A 20,388-nucleotide genomic window follows, 5' to 3' on the forward strand; every position below is an offset into this window, starting at 1 on the left:
CAGAGGTCACGTCCGCGCGTGGCGGAAGGCGGGCCGCGTGGCGGGCGTGACAGGATGCGGCGTGCCCCCGTTCAGTGACGTACCCCCCGGTGGCCTTGCGCCCTTCGTCGCGGACCTGCACATCCACTCGAAGTACTCGCGCGCGTGCAGCCGGGACCTGAGCCTGCCGACCCTCGGATGGTGGGCGCGGCGCAAGGGCATCGCCCTGCTCGGCACCGGCGACTTCACCCACCCCGCCTGGTACGACCACCTGGTGGAGACACTGCGGCCGGCCGAGCCGGGGCTCTACCGGCTCAGCCCGGAGACGGAGCGCGACATCGCCCGCCGGCTGCCGCCGCGACTGGCAGGTACGACCGACGCGGACGCGGTCCGTTTCATGCTGAGCGTGGAGATCTCCACCATCTACAAGCGGGACGACCGGACGCGCAAGGTGCATCACCTGGTCTACCTGCCCGATCTGGAGGCGGTGGCCCGGTTCAACACCGCTCTCGGGCGGATCGGCAACCTCGGCTCCGACGGTCGACCGATCCTCGGCCTGGACTCGCGGGACCTGTTGGAGATCACCCTCGAAGCCAGCTCAGACGGCTATCTCGTGCCGGCCCACATCTGGACGCCGTGGTTCTCCGCGCTGGGCTCGAAGTCCGGCTTCGACGCGATCGCCGACTGCTACGCCGATCTGGCCGAGCACATCTTCGCCGTGGAGACGGGTCTCTCGTCCGATCCGGCGATGAACTGGCGGGTCGGCAGCCTGGACGGGTACCAGCTCGTCTCCAACTCGGACGCTCACTCGCCGCCGGCCCTCGGCCGGGAGGCGACCGTGCTGACCGCCGAGCGGGACTACTTCGCCGTCCGGGAGGCACTGCGCACCGGCGTCGGCCTGGCCGGCACCGTCGAGTTCTTCCCCGAGGAGGGCAAGTACCACGCGGACGGGCACCGGCTCTGCGGCGTCAACTGGCCGCCGGAGCGGACCCGGGAGGCCGGGGGACGTTGTCCCGAGTGCGGCAAGCCGCTCACCGTGGGCGTCCTGAGCCGCGTGGAGGAGCTGGCGGACCGTCCGGAGGGGCACCGGCCGGCACACGCCCGGGACGTCACCCATCTGGTGCCGCTCGCCGAGATCCTCGGCGAGATCAACAAGGTGGGCGCCCGGTCGAAGAAGGTCGAGGGGCGGCTCAACGAGCTGCTCGCCGCGCTCGGCCCCGAGTTGGAAATTCTGACCACGACGCCGCTGTCCGACATCGCGCAGGCCGGCGGTGAGCTGCTCGCCGAGGGCATCGGGCGGCTGCGGCGGGGCGACGTACGCCGAGTGCCGGGTTACGACGGCGAGTACGGGGTGATCACGCTGTTCGATCCGGCGGAGCTGGGCAGGGGCGCTGGCGCGGCGCAGGAGACGCTGTTCGACGTACCCGTGTCGGTGCCGTCGCAGCGACGTCCGGCGGAGCCGGCGGCTCGCGCGACGGCCAAGCGCCCGGCGGCGGCCAAGTCCGAATCGAAGCGCAAGCCGGCCCCGCCTCCCGCGCCACCGATCGCGCCGCCGCCGTCACCTCACGAACCGTTCGAGCCGATGCTCTCCGGTATGGAGGAGGTCGGCACCGGCCTGCTGGACCGCTTGGACGCGATGCAGCGGGTGGCGGCGTCCGCGCCCGGCGGACCGCTGCTCATCGTGGCCGGACCGGGCACCGGCAAGACCCGGACGCTGACCCACCGGATCGCGTACCTCTGTGCGGAGCTGAACGTCTTCCCCGAGCACTGCCTGGCGATCACGTTCACCCGCCGTGCGGCCGAGGAACTGCGGCACCGCCTCGACGGGCTGCTCGGCCCGGTCGCCGAGGACGTCACCGTGGGCACCTTCCACGCGCTGGGATTGGCCATTCTGCGGGAGAACGCCGACGCGGCGGGTCTGCCGGCCGGCTTCCGGATCGCCGACGACGCCGAGCGTGCGACGGCCCGGTCAGAGGCGGGTGACGACACCGCCGGCTACACGGCGCGGCTGCGCATGCAGGACCTCGTCGACCTGGACGAGCTGGTGACACTGCCGGTGGAGCTGCTGCGCGCGGACCGCAAGCTCGTCGAGCGGTACCGGGACCGCTGGCGGTGGATCTTCGTTGACGAGTACCAGGACGTCGACGCGGTGCAGTACGAGCTGCTGCGGCTGCTCAGCCCCACCGACGGCAACCTGTGTGCGATCGGTGACCCGGACCAGGCGATCTACTCCTTCCGGGGCGCCGACGTCGGCTACTTCCTGCGTTTCTCGCAGGACTTCACGGACGCCCGGCTGGTCCGGCTCAACCGGAACTACCGCTCGTCGGCACCGATCCTGGCCGCCGCCGTGCAGGCCATCGCGCCGTCCTCGCTGGTCCAGGGCCGGCGACTGGATCCGGCCCGGCTCGACCCGGAGGCCCCGCTGGTCGGCCGATACCCGGCGTCGTCCGTCGTCGACGAGGCCGACTTCGTGGTCCGGACCGTCGACGAACTGGTCGGCGGACTGTCGCACCGATCGCTGGACTCGGGCCGGATCGACGGCCGGTCCACCACGCTGTCGTTCTCCGACATCGCCGTGCTGTACCGCACCGACGCACAGGCCGCTCCGATCGTGGACGCCCTGACCAGGGCCAACATCCCCGTGCAGAAGCGCTCGCACGACCGGCTCCGGGACCGGCCCGGGGTGGCGGCGATCGCCCGCGAGCTGCGGCACGCCGACGGGTTGGCCGGGTCGCTGGCGGCCCGGGTGCGGCTGGCCGGTCAGACGGTCGCCGAGCGGTTCGCGGTGCCGACCCTGGACGGCTCGGGTAGCGGGGCCCGCCCCGAGGACGTGCGCTCGGCGGTGGACCTGTTGACCCCGCTGGCCCACCGCTGCGGCGACGACGTGGAGGCGTTCCTGTCGCAGCTGGCCACCGGCGCCGAGGTGGACGCGCTCGACCCGCGCGCGGAGGCGGTTACTCTGCTGACCCTGCACGCCGCGAAGGGCCTCGAGTTCCCGGTGGTCTTCCTGGTCGGCGCCGAGGACGGGCTGCTGCCGCTGCGCTGGCCCGGCTCGACGCCCGACGAGGACGCGGTCGCCGAGGAGCGCCGACTCTTCTTCGTCGGCCTGACCCGGGCCCAGGACCGGCTGTACGTCAGCCACGCCGCCCGCCGTACCCGGCACGGCACGGAGCGCGACTGCACACCCTCGCCGTTCCTCGCCTCGATCGATCCGGGCCTGTTCGAACGGTTCGGCGAGACCGAACCCCGCCGCCCCAAGGACCGCCAACTCCGCCTGATCTGAGCCCTGGGGGGCGCGGAGGCCAGGTGGCACGTTGAGCGTGATGCCTCAGAGGCATCAAGATGACTCAGAGGCATCACGCTCTTTCGGGCGGGCCGGCGGGAACGCGCCGTGCCGGGCATGCCACAACCTCAGCCGAGGAGCACGCCGAGCCACGCGCCGGCGAGCAGGGCCGGCCCGAGCGGGAGCAGGGTGTCGCGGCGTACCCGTCGCGTGGCGAGCAGGCCGACCACCAGCCCGCCCTGTAGCAGGTGCGCCAGCAGGAGCCCGGTGAGCAGGGCGTCGTGTCCCAGCCAGCCGAGCGGCAGTCCGAGGACCACGGCGAGCTTGACGTCCCCGAAGCCGAGCCGGGATCTCGGCAGCAGGGCGAGCAGCACGTGCGCCGCGCCGCAGAGAACCGCACCGACCAGAGCGCCGACCAGACGCCCCGGAGTGGCGGCCAGCAACGCCGTCCCGGTCAGGCCGCCGAGGGCCAGCGTGCCGGCAGCAGCGACCAGTGGGTCGGGCAGCCGCAGGCACCCGAGGTCGACCACGGCCAGCACCAACCCCACCACCGCCACCGCGACAAGGACCGGCAGCGCCGGGTCGTCGCGCCGCACAGTGGCGAGCCCCACGAACACCACGACCGCCACCGGCGGACAGAGCCAGGCCGACCCGATCCGCCGCGCCGGCGGATCGACGAACCGCCGGGCCAGTGAGGGTACGACCAGACCGACCAGACCGCCGAGCAGCGCCACCCCGAGCAGCGTGGCGGCCGACATGGGCCGGACGTTACCGGCGGGCTCCCGTCCGCGCCGCCCCCGATCGTGGTTCCGCTGCCTTGCGGCGTGGGCGTTCGGTGCTCACCACCAGGGCCACCCCGGCGACGATGACCGCCCCGCCGAGCAGCACCTGCGGCGTGATCGGCTCGGCCACGAGCAACGCGCCGAGCGCCACCGCGACCGCCGGGTTCACGTACGCGTACGTCGACACCAACGAGATCGGCGCGCTCTGCAGCAGCCAGACGTACGCCGTGAAGGCCACCAACGATCCGGCCACCATGAGGTAGCCCAGCGCCAACCAGGACCGGGCGCTGACGGCCGACGGGTGGAAGTCACTCAGTTCACCCCGGCCGGCGGCGACCACGGCCAGGGCCAGCGCTCCGGCCGCCATCTCGTACACGGTCGCCACGAACGGGTCGGCGGGCATTCCGATCCGTCCCGACAGGAACGACCCGAACGACCAGGCGGCGGCTCCCGCCACCACCGTCAGCGCACCGACCAGTGGCACCGCATCCGAGGTACCGGCCGGCAGCACCAGCAGCACCAGGCCGACGAAGCCCACGGTGACCCCGGCGAACGTCCAGAGCGGCGGTCGGTCGCCGGTGACCGACCGCAGCAGCACCACGAGCAGCGGCACGGTCGCCACCAGCAGGGCGGCGACACCGGAGGGCAGCGCCACCCCGGGCGGCCCGGACTCGGCGAGCACCACCAGGCCGTTGCCGCCGGCGAGCAGGAGCACACCGACCAGCGCGGCCGAGCCGAGCTGTCGGGGCCGCACGCGGAGCGCGCCCGGCCCTCGGCGCAACCGCAGCACCACCGCCAGCACCAGACCGGCCACCGCGAACCGCATCGTGGCGGACAGCAGCGGCGGCAGCGTCTCCACCGTGATCCGGATGGCCAGATAGGTGGAGCCCCACAGCAGGTAGACCACGATCAACGCGGTCCAGACGAGGCTTGGCGCGGCGTCGGCGCGGCGGCCGGATGCGGCGGCGGCGCTCGGTGGAGATGAGCTCATCGGTGGACCACGCTACGGTGACCTCGGAGTCGGCGTCGCGCTTTGGTGGCCGGCCTCTCACCACTTGTGCAGGAGGGCGGCATGACGAACTACGGACCACCGGGTGAGGGCTACGGACGCCCTTGGCGTGGGCAACGCCCCGACGAGACGCCCAACCGGCCGCCGCAGCAGCCCTATCCGCCGGCCGCAGAGCCCTATCCGCCAACGGTCCAGCCCTACCCGGTGGCGTCGCAGCGGCCCGGCCCCTACGGCGACGGCCCGTACGGCGGCGCGCCGGCGGCGCCCCATGAGGGCGGCCAGTACGGGGGCGGGCAATACGGGGGTGGCCAGTACGGAGGCGGTCAGTACGGGGGCGGTCAGTACGGGGGCGGTCAGTACGGGGGTGGGCAGGGGACGCCGTACGGCGGCGGGGCCTCGGAGCCCTACGGCGGCGCGTACCCGGCCGTCGACGGCAACCCGGCCTACGGCCCAGGGTCCTACCGACCAGACGACGACCCGGCACCCGAGCCGCCGAGGCGGGGACGGGGACCGCTGATCGCGGTGCTGGCCGTCGTCGTGCTGCTGGTGGTGGCCGGCGGGGCGTACTGGTTCCTGCGGGGATCGGACGATCCGGCACCGACCACGGCCGCGCCAAGCGGCTCGGCCGCCGCGGCGGAGCCCACCGCCGGGGTGACCGATCCGGAGGAGCCGGCGCCGAGCGCCGCGGCGCCGGAGTCGTCGGCCGATCCGCGGTTCGTCAAGGTCGGGCAGTGTGTACGCAACGACGGCGTGGCGGGCGGCAAGCCCAAGCTGCTGATCAGCGGCTGCGCGCCGAAGTCGTACGAGGTGCTGCGCCGAGTCGACGGCGCGACCAGCGGTGAACGCGACGCCGAGGCCAAGTGCGCCAAGGTCGAGGGTTACACGAACTGGTACTTCTTCGACAGCGAGCTGGACACTCTCGACTTCGTGCTCTGCCTCAAGCAGCGCTGACCACCCACCCTGGGGATGACATGACGACCTACGGACCACCGGGTTCCGGGCAGCCGGACGACCCGTACCAGCGTCCGCCGACCGGCCCCGGCGGCCCGCCACCGGTCGATCCGACGCTCCCGCAGTGGGGGCCACCACCTGAGCCCTCGCAGTGGGCTCCCCCGGAGCAGCCGACGCAGTGGAACGCTCCACCGCAGCAGCCGACGGAGTGGAACGCTCCACCGGGGCAGCCGACGCAGTGGAACGCTCCACCGCAGCAGCCGGGGCAGTGGAATGCGCCGCCGGGGCCGTTCCCGCCCGCACCCGGTCAGCCGGGAGCGCCGCTGGGCCCGCCGCCGCCCGGCGCGTACCCGATGCCGCCCGCCGCCCCCGCCGGTCGCAACGGGCGCAAGGTCGCCCTGATCGTGGGGCTGGTCGTGCTGCTTCTGCTCTGCCCCTGCCTCGGTCTCGTCGGCTGGGCGGCCTGGCGGATCGCCGACTCCGACAGCGACGTCACGCCCCGGCCGTCGGCGAGCGCGCCGGTCTTCCCTCCCGGCCTGCCCAGCGATGCGCCGAGCTCGGTCGCGCCGTCGCCGGACGAGGAGGAGGAATTCGCCAAGGGCGACTGCGTGGTCAACGACGGCTCCGAGGACGACGCGGAACTGCGCAAGGTGCCGTGCGGCCCGAACACCTACCAGGTGCTGCTGCGGATCCCGGCGACCACCGACGGGGACCGGTGCGAGACGCTCGCCCCGCAGGCGACCGCGAACTACGTGCACGACAACTCGATCGACCTGTTCGACTACGTGCTCTGCCTGAAGAAGCAGTAGACGATTCCCGAAACTAGGGCTGTCTAGCGTCCACGCTAGACAGCCCTAGTTTTGTCTCGACGGCCTCGACACGCCGTAGCCTCATCTATCCATATCTAGCTTCCCAGCTAGAGGGCCCGATATTGTGCGATGCGTGGATCCGGTCCGCAACCCGTACGCCCCCGGCGCCGGTCAGCGCCCACCCGAACTCGCCGGGCGGGGGCGCGAGCTGGACGTGTTCGACATCGTGCTGGAACGCATCGCCCGCGGCCGGCCCGAGCGCAGCCTCATGCTCACCGGGCTGCGCGGCGTCGGCAAGACCGTCCTGCTCAACACCCTGCGGTCACAGGCGATCAACCGACTCTGGGGCACCGGCAAGATCGAGGCTCGTCCGGACCAGTCCCTGCGCCGCCCGGTCGCCGCCGCGCTGCACATGGCGGTCCGCGAACTCGCCCCACGCCACCGCGCCCCCGACCGGATCGACGCCTTCCTCGGGGTGCTCAAGGCGTTCGCCCAGCGGTCCGCGCCGGCAGGCCGCGGGGCCACGCCCAAGCTGCGCGACCGGTGGCAGCCCGGCATCGACGTACCCGCCGCCAGTGGCCGGGCCGACTCCGGCGACATCGAGATTGACCTGGTCGAGCTGTTCAGCGACGCCGCCGACGTGGCCAGCGACGTCGGCACCGGCATCGCGCTCTTCATCGACGAGATGCAGGACGTCGGGCCGGAGGACGTCTCCGCGCTCTGCGCCGCCTGCCACGAGCTGTCCCAGATCGGCGCCCCGCTGATCGTCGTCGGCGCCGGGCTGCCACACCTACCGGCCGTGCTCAGCGCCGCCAAGTCGTACTCCGAGCGGCTCTTCCGCTACCAGCGCATCGACCGGCTCGACCGGATCGCCGCCGACCAGGCGCTCTGCGCCCCGGCCGAGCGCGAGGAGGTGGAGTACGAGCAGAAGGCGCTCGACCTGCTCTACGAGAAGTCCGGCGGCTACCCGTACTTCGTCCAGGCGTACGGGAAGGCGACCTGGGACCATGCGCCACGGTCGCCGATCACCGCGGCGGACGTCCGGGTCGCCGCGCCCGAAGCCGAGGCCGAACTGGCGGTCGGGTTCTTCGGCTCCCGGTTCGAGCGGGCCACCCCGGCCGAGCGTGAGTACATGCGGGCGATGGCCACGCTGTCTCTGGTGGAGGGCGAAGCCAGCGGGACGGTACGCGACGACATGGACGCCGCCGTGCCCACCGCCGAGATCGCCCGTGCCCTCGGCCGGAAGCCGGCCAGCCTCTCCCCGGCCCGGGACGCACTGATCAAGAAGGGGCTCATCTACTCGGGCGAGCGGGGCACGGTGGCCTTCACCGTTCCACACTTCGGCCGCTACCTGCGCACCCAGCCGGCCTGACCTCACGACCGGATCGGCCCGGCGCGGTGGCGGGCCGGGGCGTCAGACCTGGGACCAGGGCGCGGGGAAGACGACCTCACCGCGCGGCGGCGGGCCCTCCTCGCTGGTGGACGGCGGCAGCACCAGCGCCTGCCACGGCTCACCGAGGCCGGCCCACGGGCTGCTGAGACCCAGATCGGTGGCCGGTCCGAAGCCGAAGCGGCGGTAGAAGGCCGGGTCACCGAGCACCACGACCACCCGCTCACCCAGTTCGGTGGCGGCGTCCAGGGCGGCCTGCACCACCGCGCTGCCGTGTCCGACCCGCTGTCGGTGCGGCGCCACGGCCACCGGCCCGAGTGCCAGGGCCGGCACCACGGCACCGCGTTCGGGCCGCACCCGCACCCGGGTGAGCAGCGCGTATCCGACGATCTCACCGCCGTACTCGGCGACCATGGCCAGCTCGGGCAGCCAGGCGTCGGTGCCGCGCAGGTCGTCGACCAGTCCCACCTCCGGAGGCGTCTGCACGTCCGGGCGGGCGAACGCCGAGGCCAGCACCCGACGCACCGGGCCGGCGTCGGCCGGGTCCTCGGGGCGGAGCCGAAGCGTCGTCACCCGCGCGACGTTACCCGTCACGCCCCGTCCATCAGCGATGGTCGCTCGATTCGGCGTGGCGCGCGCGCCCGCGGACCGATCCGGATCCGCCGGTTGACCGGGTAGCAAACGCCGCGAGGGGGTATGACTGATCCATGACGCCCGTACGCTCCCTCGCCCGCGCCATGCTGAGCGGCATCTTCGTGATCCAGGGATACCGCAACCTCCGCAACCCGCACCGACTGGCGGAGACCGCCAAGCCGGTGACCGACAAGGTCGCGCCGTTGCTGCAGAAGGCGCACCCGAAGATCCCCACCGACACCGAGTCGTTGATCCGGCTCAACGCGGCGACGCAGGTCGGGGCGGGGCTCATGTTGGCCACCGGGCGGTTCAGCCGGCCCGCCGCGCTGGTCCTCGCCGGCACCCTGGTGCCCGTGACCATCGCCGGGCATCCGTTCTGGAAGAACGACGACCCGATCGCCAAGAACAACAACCAGATCCACACCCTCAAGAACCTCGGGCTCCTCGGCGGTCTCCTCCTCGCGGCCGTCGACACCGAGGGCAAGCCCGGCGTGCGCTGGCGTACGGGTCACCGCATCGGCCACTCTCGACGCTCCATGCAGCGCGCGGTGCGCACCGCCCGCCGCGAGGCACGGATCGCCGTCCGGTCGGCGGCCACCGCGCGTCGACTCCCAGGCTGACCTGCCTCGATGCCTCTCGTTCGCTTCCCCACCCCCCGCTAAGGCCGCGAATTACCTGAACCACCCGGTAGGCGTTAACGCGGTGGAAATGTCAAAAACATGTGTGGGATCGGACACGGTCGCATAACGCGGGAGGCATTGACGTGAGGCGCCGTTCTAGGCTCCGTGCAGGACCTGGACGGGTAGGACGACCTTGGTACGGGGGTGGCCACGCCATGCCGACGACTGTCGGTAGACGGGCGGACCGCCTCGCCCCAGTTCAGCGCATGACCCGGGGGATCGATCGCAGGAGTGTCGTACGGGGCGCCGTCGTGGTCGCCGTCGCCTACGCCGCATGGCTCGCCATCGGCGAGTTCGGGCGACCGTACAACTTCTTCGATATGAAGATCTACCATGGCGCGGTGGTGTGGTGGGCGAGCGGTCACGAGCTCTACGAGTTCATCGCGCCCGGCACCACGCTCGGTTTCACCTACCCGCCGTTCGCCGGACTCGTCATGTTGCCGATGGCACAGTTGCCGATCGGCGCGGCCGGGATGGTCAACGCCCTCGCCAGCATCGCCGCGCTGGCCCTGGTGCTGGCCGGGCTGCTGCGCCCCATCGTGGACCGGTTGGCGTGGCCACTGTGGTTCACCGTGGCCCTGGCCGTCCCGCTCGCCGTCGCCATCGAGCCCAGCCGCGAGACACTGGGATACGGCCAGGTCAACCTCCTGCTCTTCGCCCTGATCATGGCGGACCTGATCGGGCTGCGCTGGCGCTCCCGCCGGGGCACCCACTACGCCGCGACCGACGGTCCGCTGCTGCGCTTTGTCTACGGTGGCGCCTGGGCGGGCGCTGGCATCGGCCTGGCCACCGCCGTCAAGCTCACCCCGGCGCTGTTCATCGCCTACCTGCTGATCACCCGGCAGTGGCGGGTGGCGGCCACCGCGATCGGCACGGCGATCGGCGTGACCATCGGTACGTTCGCGATCGTCGGCGACGAATCGCGCACCTACTTCGGCAGCGTGCTCTGGCAGACCGAGCGCGTCGGCGCGGCCGACATGACGCCGAACCAGTCGCTCGCCGGCCTGCTGGCCCGCCTGTACGACTCGATCGAGACGCCCGGACTGCTCTGGTTCGCCTTCTCGGTGCTGATCCTGGCGCTGGGCCTGTCCCGGGCGGCCAGTTCACGCGTCGAGGGCGACGAGCTGACCGCGTTCACGCTTGTCGGACTGACCGCCAACGTGATCAGTCCGATCTCCTGGACGCACCACCTCGTCTGGGTGATCCCGGCGATCATCGTGCTGGCCGACGCCGCCGTACGCCGCCGCGAGGCCAGCCGGGGCCCCTCGCAGCGCACCGGCCAGGGGACGGCGTTCGGTGGCCTGAACGGCCTGAACGCCCTTCGCCCACCGATCTGGTATCCCACGCTGACCGGGCTCCGGCACGGCGTCGCCGCTGTCGGGCTCTACCTGCTGTTCCTCATCTCCCCCATCTGGCCGTACGAGCACCAGTTGCCGGAGGTGTCGCACTACCAGGACGGCCTGTTCGGGGCGCTGATGGAGAACTCGCTGGCTCTCGCCCTGATCGTGCTGGTCGCGGCCCTGCCCTGGCGGCCCGGCGCTGAGCCGGCCTTCTACGGCGAACGACTCGCGCGGGCAGTGGTGGTGAACGGCCGCCGCTAGAACTTGCCTGGCCGTCGTCTGGGCCCGCCGCGGGCCGGCCCAGGGCGATGGCCCGGTCAGGGGCAGTTGACCCACTCCTCGGTGCCGTCGGCGAAGACCTGTCGCTTCCAGATGGGCAGGCGGGCCTTGGCCTCGTCGACCAGTCGGGCACACGCGGTGAAGGCGGCGGCGCGGTGCGCCGTGCTCACCGCAGCGACCAGCGCCACGTCACCGATGGCCAACGGGCCGACCCGGTGCGAGACCGCCACCACGTAGACGTCGGGGTCGGCCGCGATCTCGGCGGCCACCTCGCGCAGCACCTGCGCGGCGCTCGGGTGCCCCTCGTAGTCCAGGCTCACCACCGCACGCCCGTGGTCGTGGTCGCGGACGACGCCCTGGAAGGAGACGACCGCGCCGGCCCGACGGTCGGCGACCGCCGCCTCGTGGGCGGCGAGGTCCAGGGGCCGGTCGGTGACCTCGACGAGGGTGATCGCCGGCGCGCTCATGATGCCCGCTCCCCGGACAGCAGCGGCAGCGGCACGATCGGCACCCGGTCACCCTGCGCGCCGCTGGTGCCCGGCCGGATGACGGCGAACCCGTCGGCGCCCGCGAGGCCGCGCAGCATCGCCGAACCGACGTGCCGCACCGGGTACGCCGTGCCGGCGGTCCGGTCCAGCCGAACCAGCGCCAGGTGGGTGTGGTCACCGCGCCCGGGCACCGCCTCGGCCAACGTGGCGTGCGGCAACACCGGCATCGAGCGACCCGCGAGGCCGGCGAGCAGCGGCGCGACCAGTGATACCAGCGCGACGATGGCGGACTGCGGATTGCCCGGCAGACCGGCGACGAACCGGACCCGCCCGTCCGGATCGGCCAGCCGGGCCAACAACATCGGGAAGCCCGGCCGGACCGCCACCGTGTTGACCACGTAGTCGGCGCCGAGCGCCTCCAGGGTGGGGTGCAGGTGGTCGACCGGACCGTGCATCGTGCCGCCGGTGGTGCAGACCAGGTCGGCGGTGGTCAGCGCCGTACGCAGCGCCGCCACGTGCGCGGGCAGCGTGTCCGCCACCGGCCCCACCACGTCCGAGGGGCGGACGTGGCACCCGTACCGCCGCAGCCACGCCGGCACCGCTGGGCCCAACGCGTCCCGCACCCGACCCGCCGCGGGCGGGCCCGCCGTCAGCAACTCGTCGCCGAAGACCAGCAGCGCGGCGCGCGGCGCGCGCCGGACCCGCAGCGTGTCGTGGCCGCAGGAGGCGGCCAGGCCGATCACCGCCGGGTCGACCGGCGTGCCGACGGGCAGGAGCTCCTCATCGGCGTACGCCTCCTCGCCCGGCTGCCGCCACTCCGGCGAGCGCCGGGGCGTTCCGCTGACCAGGCCGTCGGCGACGGTGGACTCCTCGACGCGCAGCACGGCGCTGGCGCCCTCCGGGACCATCGCTCCGGTCGCGATCTCGACGGTCGTGCCGTCGTCGGTGAGCGGCCCGGGAGTGTTGCCGGCCAGTACCCGCCCGACGATCCGCCACGGCCCGTCGCCCCGGACGGCCCAGCCGTCCACGCTGGAGGTCGGGAACGCGGGCAGGTCGGTGCGGGTGGTCAGGGGCTCGGCCAGGGTCAGCCCGTCGGTGTCGACCAGCGGCCGGGTGACGGCGGGCAGTGCGGCGGCCAGGCCTACCGCGTACACCCGGGACCGCGCCTCCTCCCACCCGGCCGGCGGGGGCGCGGCGACCTGGGCCGCCGTTGGTGTGGTTTCCGTTCGCACCGACCGAGCCTATCGGGACCGACGGACAGCCGGCGCGCTCTGGCGACGCGAGAGGGGCTGCGGGCCGGTCGGTGATCGCTGCGGCGTGGCTGGCTGGTCTGATTCCGCGCGTGCGGTCAGTGGTCGCCGCCGCGCAGTTGGTCGACGGTGTGGCCGAGGATCGGCCCCAGCACGGCGAGGCCGTCGCGGGCGCCGCCCGTCGAACCGGGCAGGTTGACCACCAGCATCCGGCCGACCACCCCGGCCAGCCCCCGGGACAGCACCGAGGTGGGTACCCGCTCCCGACTGTGCGACCGGATCGCCTCGGCGATTCCGGGGATCTCGTAGTCCAGCAGGGCCCGGGTCACGTCCGGTGTCCGGTCGGACGGCGTGACGCCGGTGCCGCCGCTGGTCAACACCACGTCGACACCGTCGCTGACGGCCGCCCGCAGAGCGTCGCCGACGGGCTCGCCGTCGGGCACCACCACCGGATCGTCCACCTGACAGCCCAACTCACGCAGGCCCGCGACGAGCAGCGGACCACTGGTGTCGGCGTAGACGCCGGCCGCCGCCCGGTTGGACGCCACGATCACCCGGGCCCGGATCACGGCCGGTCCTCCGGCCGCACCCACTCGCCGGTCTTGCCGCCCTCCTTGCGCAGCACCCGGACGGCCTCCACCGAGGCCGCCGGGTCGACCGCCTTGACCATGTCGACGAGCGCGAGGCCGGCGACCGCGACGGCGGTGAGCGCCTCCATCTCGACTCCCGTCCGGTCCGCCGTGCGGGCGGTGGCGGTGATCTCCACGGTGTCGGTCGTCAGGCGCAGGTCGACGGTGACGCCGTGCAGGGCGATCGGGTGGCAGAGCGGGATCAGGTCCGGGGTGCGTTTGGCCCCCATGATTCCGGCGAGCCGGCCCACCGCCAGCGCGTCGCCCTTGGGCAACCCGTCCCGGTGTAGCAGGTCGACGACCTCTTCGGTGGTGCGCAGACGGCCGGCCGCGACGGCCAGCCGACCGGTCACCGCCTTACCGGAGACATCGACCATGCGGGCCGCGCCGGCACGGTCGACGTGGCTGAGCTGCGCGGGTTCGGTCACGGCGCTGAGCCTATCGGGGCGGTACGACGCGCGGGCGCTCGGAAGGGGCGACGGCACAGCGGCTCGCCGGGTGCGACGACGCCTCCACTGGACCATCACCCCTTCCTGGCCCCACCCGCCACCGGAGTCGCTGGGGGGTGACCCGGTGACGGGCGTGTCTCGACGACCTGGTTCTGCCCAGGGGCAGAACCTCCCCCGTTCGTCGATACGCGGGAGAAGCTACCGAGCCCGGCGATAAGAAATCGATAAGCGACGTGTGGGCAGGTCAGCGATCTTTCTCGTCGTCCAGCCCGGCGAGGCGACGCTCCACGTCGAGGCGTTCCGGCACACCCATCCGGCGGAAGATGGCGAGCGCCCGTTCCCAGTGCCGCCGAGCCTCGGCCGGATCGATGCTGGCGAAATGTTCGCCCAGCCCGGCCAGCGCCCGTCCCTGCTCGTGCGGGTGGGCGATCCGGGTCGCCAACCGCAGGGCCTCACGGTGCGTCTCGGCTGCCTCGCGGTCCCGCCCACGTGCCCGCAACGTGCTGCCCAGCTCGTTCAACGCCGCCGCCTCGACGTGCCGTTCGCTCGAACCGACCGCCAGGCTGCGGGCCAGCTCGTGCTCGTGTTGCGCCTCCGCCAAACGACCCAGGCCGCGATAGGCGACACCGAGGTCCAGGCGTACCTCCGCTTCTCCGTAGCGGTGGCCGGTACGGTCGCGAAGCGCCAGCGAAGCCCTGAGGATCCTGATCGCCTGGGGGAGGTCCCCCTTACGCGCGCGTACCGCCCCGATATGGCTGAGGGCGTTGAGCACGTGGAACTCGCTCGAAGTCGTCCGGGCCCAGGCCAGATGACGGCGATGCATCCACAGCGCCTCGTCGTAACGCCCCAGTGACATCAGGGCGAGACCGACATTCGGTAACGCCATCGGTGCCCCGACATTGCCGTAGCCCCGGTAGTCACGCAGACGTTCCTTACCGAGCGCCACAGCTTCGCTGAGATGACCGCTCCAGTAATAGACGGGGGCAAGATTGGCCTGGTAGCGAGCCGTACCCAGCCTGTCCCGCGATTCCTTGGAAAGCTCGACCGCGCGGGTCAGATGTTCGAGCGCCCTCCGATTGTCGCCGGTCTTGACGTAAGCGGATGCAAGGTAATTGTGCATCAGCGCCGTCGGCTCGGTGTCGCCCGTCGCCTCGGCCGCAGCCAGCCCATGCTGGTGCGTCGTGACGATGTCCTCGAAGTACCCGCGGATGTAGCAGAATCGCCACAGGGCGCGAGCCAGTCGCCAAGCGTGTTGATGAAAGCCCGACTCATGGGCTGACACCACCATCGTCACCAACTCCGCCCGTTCCGCCTCCAACCACTCGGCGCTCGGCTCGCCGAGGGTCTCGAGCAGTTCGGGTCGGTCGAAGGCAAGATGTTCTACCTGGCTTTTGATGACGACCGGCTCGATGGTCTCGGCGATCCGCAGTGCCGCCTCCAGGGCGAAGCCGAACAGTTGGGCCATGGCCGACCTGCGGTCCTGCGGGGAATCGAGGCGAACGCACAGCTCGACCGAGTACTGACGCATCAGGTCGTGTAAGCCGTACTGCCCGGATTTCAGGTCCTGGGCGAGATGTCGGTCCGTGAGGTCGTCGAGAGCGGCATGAGCTTGTGCCACCGTCAGTCCGGTAAGCGCCGCGACCGTCGTTGAGCTGAAGCGATTACCGGGATACAGGCCCAGAAATCGAAAGACCCGCTTCGTCGACTCGGGAAGAGGTTCGTACGAGGTGGCGAACGCACCGGTGACGGTGGTGTTCTCTCCGCCCAGATGAGGAAGAACCGACGTGGCGGTGGCCATCTGTGCCGCGAGATCCGCCAACCGCCAACCGGGCCGGTGAGCCAGTCGGGCTCCCGCCAGGCGAATCGCCAGCGGAAGGTGGCCGCACCGCCGGACCACCTCGACGGCCGCTGCCGGCTCGGCGTCGATCCGTTCCCGCCCCACGCTCAGCGCCAACAGGTCGACGCCCTCTTCGGGCGACATGACCGGCAGGGACTGAGACGTTCCGAGATCAGGATGGGTGAGACGTCGTCGTGACGTGACCAGGACGACGGCGGTCGGCTCGATCGGCAGGAGGGGAAGGATCTGGTCGCTGCTGGCGGCATTGTCCAAAATGATCACCGACCTGCGGAGGGCCAGCTCGCGTCGCCAGAGTTCCGTCCTGTCGTCCAGGTCAACCGGTATCCGCTCGGACGGCACTCCGAGCTGGCGAAGCAGGACGACCAGGGCCGACGCCGGTCCCACCAGTTCCTTCTCGCCATGCCCGCGCAGGTCGACGTACAAGCGGGCGTTCGGGTATCGGTCGCTCAGTCGACGGGCCAGGTGCACGGCGAGGGTCGTCTTGCCGCTGCCGGCCATCCCGTCGATGAGGTGCACGGCCGGAACGCGGTCCTCGACACGCCGCGTCTCCGCCAGTAATCGTGCCACCGCGGCCTCGCGACCGACGAAGTCGGTGACCGAACGGGGCAGATGATCCACCGTGGCGACCACGGGTCTTGGCGGGGCCGTCGGGTGTCCCGCCGCCCCCGGGGCGGACGTCACCAGCCGTCCCACCCGGGCTTCGCGGTCGGCGACGACGACGGATGCCAACTTCGGCGTCTCGGCGACGATCAGGCTGCGGAGGTCTTCGAGGTTGTTTCCCGGGCTCACGCCCAACTCCGTGACCAGTTGCCGACGAATCTCGTCGTACACGACAAGCGCCTCGGCGCTGTCACCGCGTTCGTGCAGGGCCCGCATGAGCAGGAGGTACGTCGGTTCCCGGAGCGGATGGCGAGCAGCCACCTCCCGCAACGACGGAATCGCGAGATCGTCCCGCCCGGACCGCAGGTGCACCTCGGCGAGGAGTTCCACCGCCAGTAGCCGCTCCTCCTCGACCGCTACGGTTCGAGCCGTCAGGACGGGGCCGAGCGGTAGGCCGGCGAGCATGGAGCCCTGCCACCGGGCCAACGCACGGCCCAGTAGTTCTGACGCCCGCGCCAGGTCGCCGGCGCCCAGAGCGTTCCGGCCCGCGTAGAGCTCCTTCTGGAAGCGGAAGACATCGATCACATTCGGTCGCACGGTGAGTCGATAGCCGCTCCCCTGCCGTACGAGAGTCGCGTCCGCGAGCGCCAGCGTCTCGAACTCCCGGCGAAGATTTGCCGCGTAGGTCCGCACATTCGCTACGGCGGATCGCGGAGGGCGCTCCACCCACAGCTCGTCTATGAGATCGGTCAGCGTCACCAACTGGCCCGGTTGAACAGCGAGCATCGCGAAGACTACCCGTTGTTTCGGTGTGCCCAGGTGCAACTTGTGGTCAGCAAGCAGCACCCCCACGTCACCGAGCAGGTTGATCTTCAACCGTTCCCCCGAATTCACATCCATCGGTGTTTAGCTGATCACACTGGGAAAGGCTATCGGCGTCCACAATTCGGAACAGCCCCTCGACCAGACCCCCCAAACCCACACCGACCAGGCAAGAAAGACCAGATTCTGCCCGACCGGATTGAGCCTGAACCCGAACTGACGGATAGGCCGTCCGCACACCGTCGCCAGACTAGGGAGGAGGTGGCAAGGCCGATAGCCTCTCAGCAGGGCGCAAGCTGCGAACCGCCAGTGCAGTACGACCGCGCTCCGCTCAGGCGGCATGGACAGACCGTCACAAAGCTCGCTAGCTTGGCTAATGTTGCGTATACCGACATTTATTGCTACTAAAACCGCGTAGCTCCTCTTAGGCTCCCCGTCACGAGAACGGTTCCGGAATACGGAAACGGCCGGACGAGTGGAGGGGGCATGCAATGCGCGGCAGCGACTGGTACTGACATCCGGGTGACACTGAGCGGTAAGCTCCCGTCGTCAACAGGTAACTGTCGGCGACGACGGGAGCTTCATGGGCCAGGGGTCACCGCAGAGTCCCAGGACAGATCGGCAGCTTCTGCTGCTCGTCGGTCTCATCGTCGTCATGGCAATCGTCCCCACAGTCGTCGCCGGGGCCGAGGTGTCGACCCGTCCGCCCGACTCCGTGGGCGACGGCGCGACGTTTGTGGCGCTGACCTTCATGACTGCGCTCGGCACAATCGTCATGGCGCCTATCCGTATCCGCTCCACCACACACGCCATCACCTGGGTCGAGACGGCGATCGTGATAGGGCTCGCCGTCGCACCACCCTCCTGGGTGGTCCTGGCAACGGGCGCCGGCGTCGGTGTGGGGTCGGTAATCATGAAGCTGCCAACGATCAAGGCAGCATTCGCAGTCAGCAAGAACATCCTGGTGGCCGGTGGGGCGGGCGTCGCCACCGTGGCCGTCCACTGGCAGTGGCCGTCCGCCGGCGTGGTCGAACTGGCCTCCCTGCTCGGTGTGATCTACCTGGTAGCAGCGCTGCTCGACGATCTGCTGGCGATCCCGGTGATCGCGCTGGCTACCAGCACGCCCATTTCGCGGCAGTTCCTGAACAACCTTGACCTCCGCATCGCCGGCTTCGGCGTGCGCTTCATCGTCGCCTTCTGCACGCTCCTCATCCTCCGGGAAGATCCCCGACTGCTGCTCGCTGTCCCGCCACTGATGTTGAGCCTGCACCTCGCCTACTCCGCACGTATCCGGGGTCGCACCGAACAGCAGGCGTGGCAGCGACTCGCCCGCACCACCGACGCGCTCAACGTGGTCGACCTGGACAACGTCCTCACCACGGCCGTCACCCAGGCCGCCGAACTGTTCTCCGCCGACGAGGTCGAGATCGAGCTGCGCGACGGTGGTCGCACCGTCCGGGGCGCCACCGGTGGCATCACCTTCGACGGGCCGACCGACACAGCCACCGGGGTGGACGGCACCGTCGTGCCCACTCCGCTGGAGGGCCACGACCGCTCCGTCGACATCGGCGTCCTGCGCCTGCGCTTCCGTGGGCCGGTGCGGCTGTCCGAGCGGGAGCAGTACACGCTGCGGACCTTCGCCTCGGCGCTCTGCACGGCCGTCCGTAACGCACAGGCGTACGCCGAGCTGGCCCGGGTGGCCGACGAGCACGCGTACGCCGCCGCGCACGACGCCCTCACCGGCCTCGCGAACCGGCGGCAGCTGCTCGATCAGGGCACCGAGCAGCTCAGTGCCCGGCACGCCGACGGGGTGACCGCTCTCGTGCTGATCGACCTCAACCACTTCAAGGAAGTCAACGACACTCTCGGCCACGCTGCCGGCGACCAGGTGCTGGTCCAGGTCGCCGACCGGCTGCGCGGGGCCGCCCAGGCGAGCGACCTGGTGGCCCGCCTCGGCGGCGACGAGTTCGCCGTACTCCTGCGCGGGCTGCCGGCCCCGGCGGTGGCCGCGCACCGGTCCGACACGCTGCTGGCCGCCCTGCACGAGCCGTTCGAGCTGGACGGGATGCGGATCAGCGTCGAGGCCAGCGGCGGGATCTCCGTGGCCCCGGCCAGCGGTGGCATGCCCGAGCTGCTGCGCCGCGCGGACGTGGCGATGTACCAGGCGAAGCGGGCCGGGCAGCGGATCTCCACGTACGCGCCGACCCGGGACACCGCCGACCTGAACCGCCTCACCCTCGGCGGTGATCTGCCCCGCGCGGTCGCCGACCACGAGTTCATCGTCAATTTCCAACCGATCGTCGACCTGGGCACCGGCGAGGTGACCAGCGCCGAGGCGCTGGCCCGCTGGCACCACCCCACGCACGGGCTGATCGATCCGCTGCGCTTCCTGGAGGCGGTGGAACGCTCGGGAATGCTGCCAGCCTTCGCCGAGGCCATCCTCGACCAGGCACTGATCGCCGCCGCCGACTGGCGTGACGCCGGCTTCGACGTGCCGGTGGCGGTCAACGTCTCGCCGCGCAGCCTGCTTGACGCACGCTTCCCCGGCTCGGTACTGGCCCGGCTGCGCGCCCACGACCTGCCGCCCGAGCGGCTGGTGCTGGAGCTGACCGAGACGTTGACGCTCAGCCAACTCGACGTGGTCGACCGGGTCCTCAGCCGACTCCGCGACGAGGGCGTCCGGTTGGCGCTTGACGACTTCGGCACCGGCTACTCCTCCCTCTCGCTGCTCTCCCGGATACCCGTGCACGAACTGAAGATCGACCGCAGCTTCGTCACGACCATGGAGAGTTCGGCCGAGGCCGCGGCCGTCATCCGCTCCACCCTCGACCTTGGCCGCAGCCTCAACCTTGCGGTGGTCGCCGAAGGCGTGGAGAGCGAACCGCAGCGGCGGGCCCTCTGGGAGCTGGGCTGCTCGGCCGGTCAGGGCCACTTGTTCGCCCGACCGATGCCCGCCGGGACCCTGCTCGCCACGATGCAGCGCGGCTCGGGGGGCCAACCCGGGACGCTGGCGCCGCCGCTGCACGACACCGGCGCGGTGATCCGCCTCAACCAGACCCGCCGCCAGGTCGGTCGCTCCCGCCCCGACCGCCATCTCCCGGCCTGAGCGGGCACCTGCGCACCGACCAGGCTGCGGCCGGACGGCCAAGCTGGGTGA

The 20,388-nt window shown here is 71.5% G+C and carries 15 protein-coding genes; 7 read left to right on the forward strand and 8 right to left on the reverse strand.

The annotated features are described in order from the left end of the window. Nucleotides 1-61: 61 nt before the first annotated feature. Nucleotides 62-3,262 carry a UvrD-helicase domain-containing protein gene (locus tag ACQP0N_RS32580; RefSeq protein ID WP_433116478.1) on the forward strand — a complete coding sequence of 1,067 codons (3,201 nt, stop codon included), beginning with the start codon at nt 62-64 and terminating at the stop codon, nt 3,260-3,262. A gap of 128 nt (nt 3,263-3,390) precedes the next feature. On the opposite strand, the gene ACQP0N_RS32585 is transcribed toward ACQP0N_RS32580, so the two are convergent. Beyond that, complete coding sequence (locus tag ACQP0N_RS32585) at nt 3,391-4,020, reverse strand: prepilin peptidase (RefSeq protein ID WP_433116480.1); 630 nt, start codon at nt 4,018-4,020, stop codon at nt 3,391-3,393. A 10-nt stretch (nt 4,021-4,030) separates the two neighbouring features. Continuing rightward, a complete protein-coding gene (locus tag ACQP0N_RS32590) occupies nt 4,031-5,035 on the reverse strand; it encodes an EamA family transporter (protein ID WP_433116482.1) in 1,005 nt (334 codons plus the stop codon). Nucleotides 5,036-5,566: 531 nt separating this feature from the next. Here ACQP0N_RS32590 and ACQP0N_RS32595 point away from each other — a divergent pair. The 3 genes from ACQP0N_RS32595 to ACQP0N_RS32605 all read left to right on the forward strand — a co-directional run bounded on the left by ACQP0N_RS32595 (nt 5,567) and on the right by ACQP0N_RS32605 (nt 8,185). Next, nucleotides 5,567-6,004 carry an LppU/SCO3897 family protein gene (locus ACQP0N_RS32595; RefSeq protein ID WP_433121904.1) on the forward strand — a complete coding sequence of 146 codons (438 nt, stop codon included), beginning with the start codon at nt 5,567-5,569 and terminating at the stop codon, nt 6,002-6,004. A 398-nt stretch (nt 6,005-6,402) separates the two neighbouring features. Further along, on the forward strand, nt 6,403-6,813 hold the full coding sequence (locus ACQP0N_RS32600) for an LppU/SCO3897 family protein (RefSeq protein ID WP_433121905.1): 411 nt from the start codon (nt 6,403-6,405) through the stop codon (nt 6,811-6,813). Nucleotides 6,814-6,946: 133 nt separating this feature from the next. Continuing rightward, nucleotides 6,947-8,185 (forward strand): AAA family ATPase, encoded by a 1,239-nt coding sequence (locus ACQP0N_RS32605; RefSeq protein ID WP_433116484.1) that lies wholly within the window; start codon nt 6,947-6,949, stop codon nt 8,183-8,185. A gap of 42 nt (nt 8,186-8,227) precedes the next feature. Here the strand turns inward: ACQP0N_RS32605 and ACQP0N_RS32610 are convergent, their stop codons facing one another. After that, the gene (locus ACQP0N_RS32610) at nt 8,228-8,776 is read right to left on the reverse strand and encodes a GNAT family N-acetyltransferase (protein WP_433116486.1); all 549 of its coding nucleotides are present in this window, start codon (nt 8,774-8,776) and stop codon (nt 8,228-8,230) included. A gap of 134 nt (nt 8,777-8,910) precedes the next feature. On the opposite strand from ACQP0N_RS32610, the gene ACQP0N_RS32615 reads away from it, so the two are divergent. Together ACQP0N_RS32615 and ACQP0N_RS32620 are read left to right on the forward strand one after the other, a co-directional pair. Then, on the forward strand, nt 8,911-9,456 hold the full coding sequence (locus tag ACQP0N_RS32615) for a DoxX family protein (protein WP_433116488.1): 546 nt from the start codon (nt 8,911-8,913) through the stop codon (nt 9,454-9,456). Between the two features lie 215 nt (nt 9,457-9,671). Beyond that, entirely contained in the window at nt 9,672-11,117 is a 1,446-nt protein-coding gene (locus ACQP0N_RS32620; RefSeq protein ID WP_433116490.1) for a glycosyltransferase 87 family protein, read from the forward strand. 56 nt (nt 11,118-11,173) lie between these two features. Here ACQP0N_RS32620 and ACQP0N_RS32625 read toward each other — a convergent pair whose 3' ends face one another. The 5 genes from ACQP0N_RS32625 to ACQP0N_RS32645 all read right to left on the reverse strand — a co-directional run bounded on the left by ACQP0N_RS32625 (nt 11,174) and on the right by ACQP0N_RS32645 (nt 17,285). Then, the gene (locus ACQP0N_RS32625) at nt 11,174-11,602 is read right to left on the reverse strand and encodes a molybdenum cofactor biosynthesis protein MoaE (RefSeq protein WP_433116492.1); all 429 of its coding nucleotides are present in this window, start codon (nt 11,600-11,602) and stop codon (nt 11,174-11,176) included. After that, a complete protein-coding gene (locus tag ACQP0N_RS32630; protein WP_433116494.1) occupies nt 11,599-12,855 on the reverse strand; it encodes a molybdopterin molybdotransferase MoeA in 1,257 nt (418 codons plus the stop codon). Before ACQP0N_RS32630 ends, ACQP0N_RS32625 begins: the two co-directional genes overlap by 4 nt. Nucleotides 12,856-12,971: 116 nt before the next feature. Beyond that, nucleotides 12,972-13,442, reverse strand: a complete 471-nt coding sequence (locus ACQP0N_RS32635; RefSeq protein ID WP_433116496.1) for a MogA/MoaB family molybdenum cofactor biosynthesis protein — start codon at nt 13,440-13,442, stop codon at nt 12,972-12,974. Further along, a complete protein-coding gene (moaC, locus tag ACQP0N_RS32640; RefSeq protein ID WP_433116497.1) occupies nt 13,439-13,930 on the reverse strand; it encodes a cyclic pyranopterin monophosphate synthase MoaC in 492 nt (163 codons plus the stop codon). Before moaC ends, ACQP0N_RS32635 begins: the two co-directional genes overlap by 4 nt. A gap of 265 nt (nt 13,931-14,195) precedes the next feature. Continuing rightward, nucleotides 14,196-17,285 (reverse strand): AfsR/SARP family transcriptional regulator, encoded by a 3,090-nt coding sequence (locus ACQP0N_RS32645; RefSeq protein ID WP_433116499.1) that lies wholly within the window; start codon nt 17,283-17,285, stop codon nt 14,196-14,198. A 529-nt stretch (nt 17,286-17,814) separates the two neighbouring features. On the opposite strand from ACQP0N_RS32645, the gene ACQP0N_RS32650 reads away from it, so the two are divergent. Continuing rightward, on the forward strand, nt 17,815-20,337 hold the full coding sequence (locus ACQP0N_RS32650) for a putative bifunctional diguanylate cyclase/phosphodiesterase (protein ID WP_433116501.1): 2,523 nt from the start codon (nt 17,815-17,817) through the stop codon (nt 20,335-20,337). Nucleotides 20,338-20,388: the final 51 nt, after the last annotated feature.

This window comes from Micromonospora sp. CA-246542, assembly GCF_050942905.1.
Lineage (GTDB): Bacteria > Actinomycetota > Actinomycetes > Mycobacteriales > Micromonosporaceae > Micromonospora.

Coding starts and splice junctions, on each gene's coding strand:
- ACQP0N_RS32590 (WP_433116482.1), bottom strand. CDS start 5,035: ATGAGCTCATCTCCACCGAGCGCCGCCGCCGCATCCGGCCGCCGCGCC.
- ACQP0N_RS32625 (WP_433116492.1), bottom strand. CDS start 11,602: ATGAGCGCGCCGGCGATCACCCTCGTCGAGGTCACCGACCGGCCCCTG.
- ACQP0N_RS32650 (WP_433116501.1), top strand. CDS start 17,815: ATGGGCCAGGGGTCACCGCAGAGTCCCAGGACAGATCGGCAGCTTCTG.
- ACQP0N_RS32620 (WP_433116490.1), top strand. CDS start 9,672: ATGCCGACGACTGTCGGTAGACGGGCGGACCGCCTCGCCCCAGTTCAG.
- ACQP0N_RS32615 (WP_433116488.1), top strand. CDS start 8,911: ATGACGCCCGTACGCTCCCTCGCCCGCGCCATGCTGAGCGGCATCTTC.
- ACQP0N_RS32585 (WP_433116480.1), bottom strand. CDS start 4,020: ATGTCGGCCGCCACGCTGCTCGGGGTGGCGCTGCTCGGCGGTCTGGTC.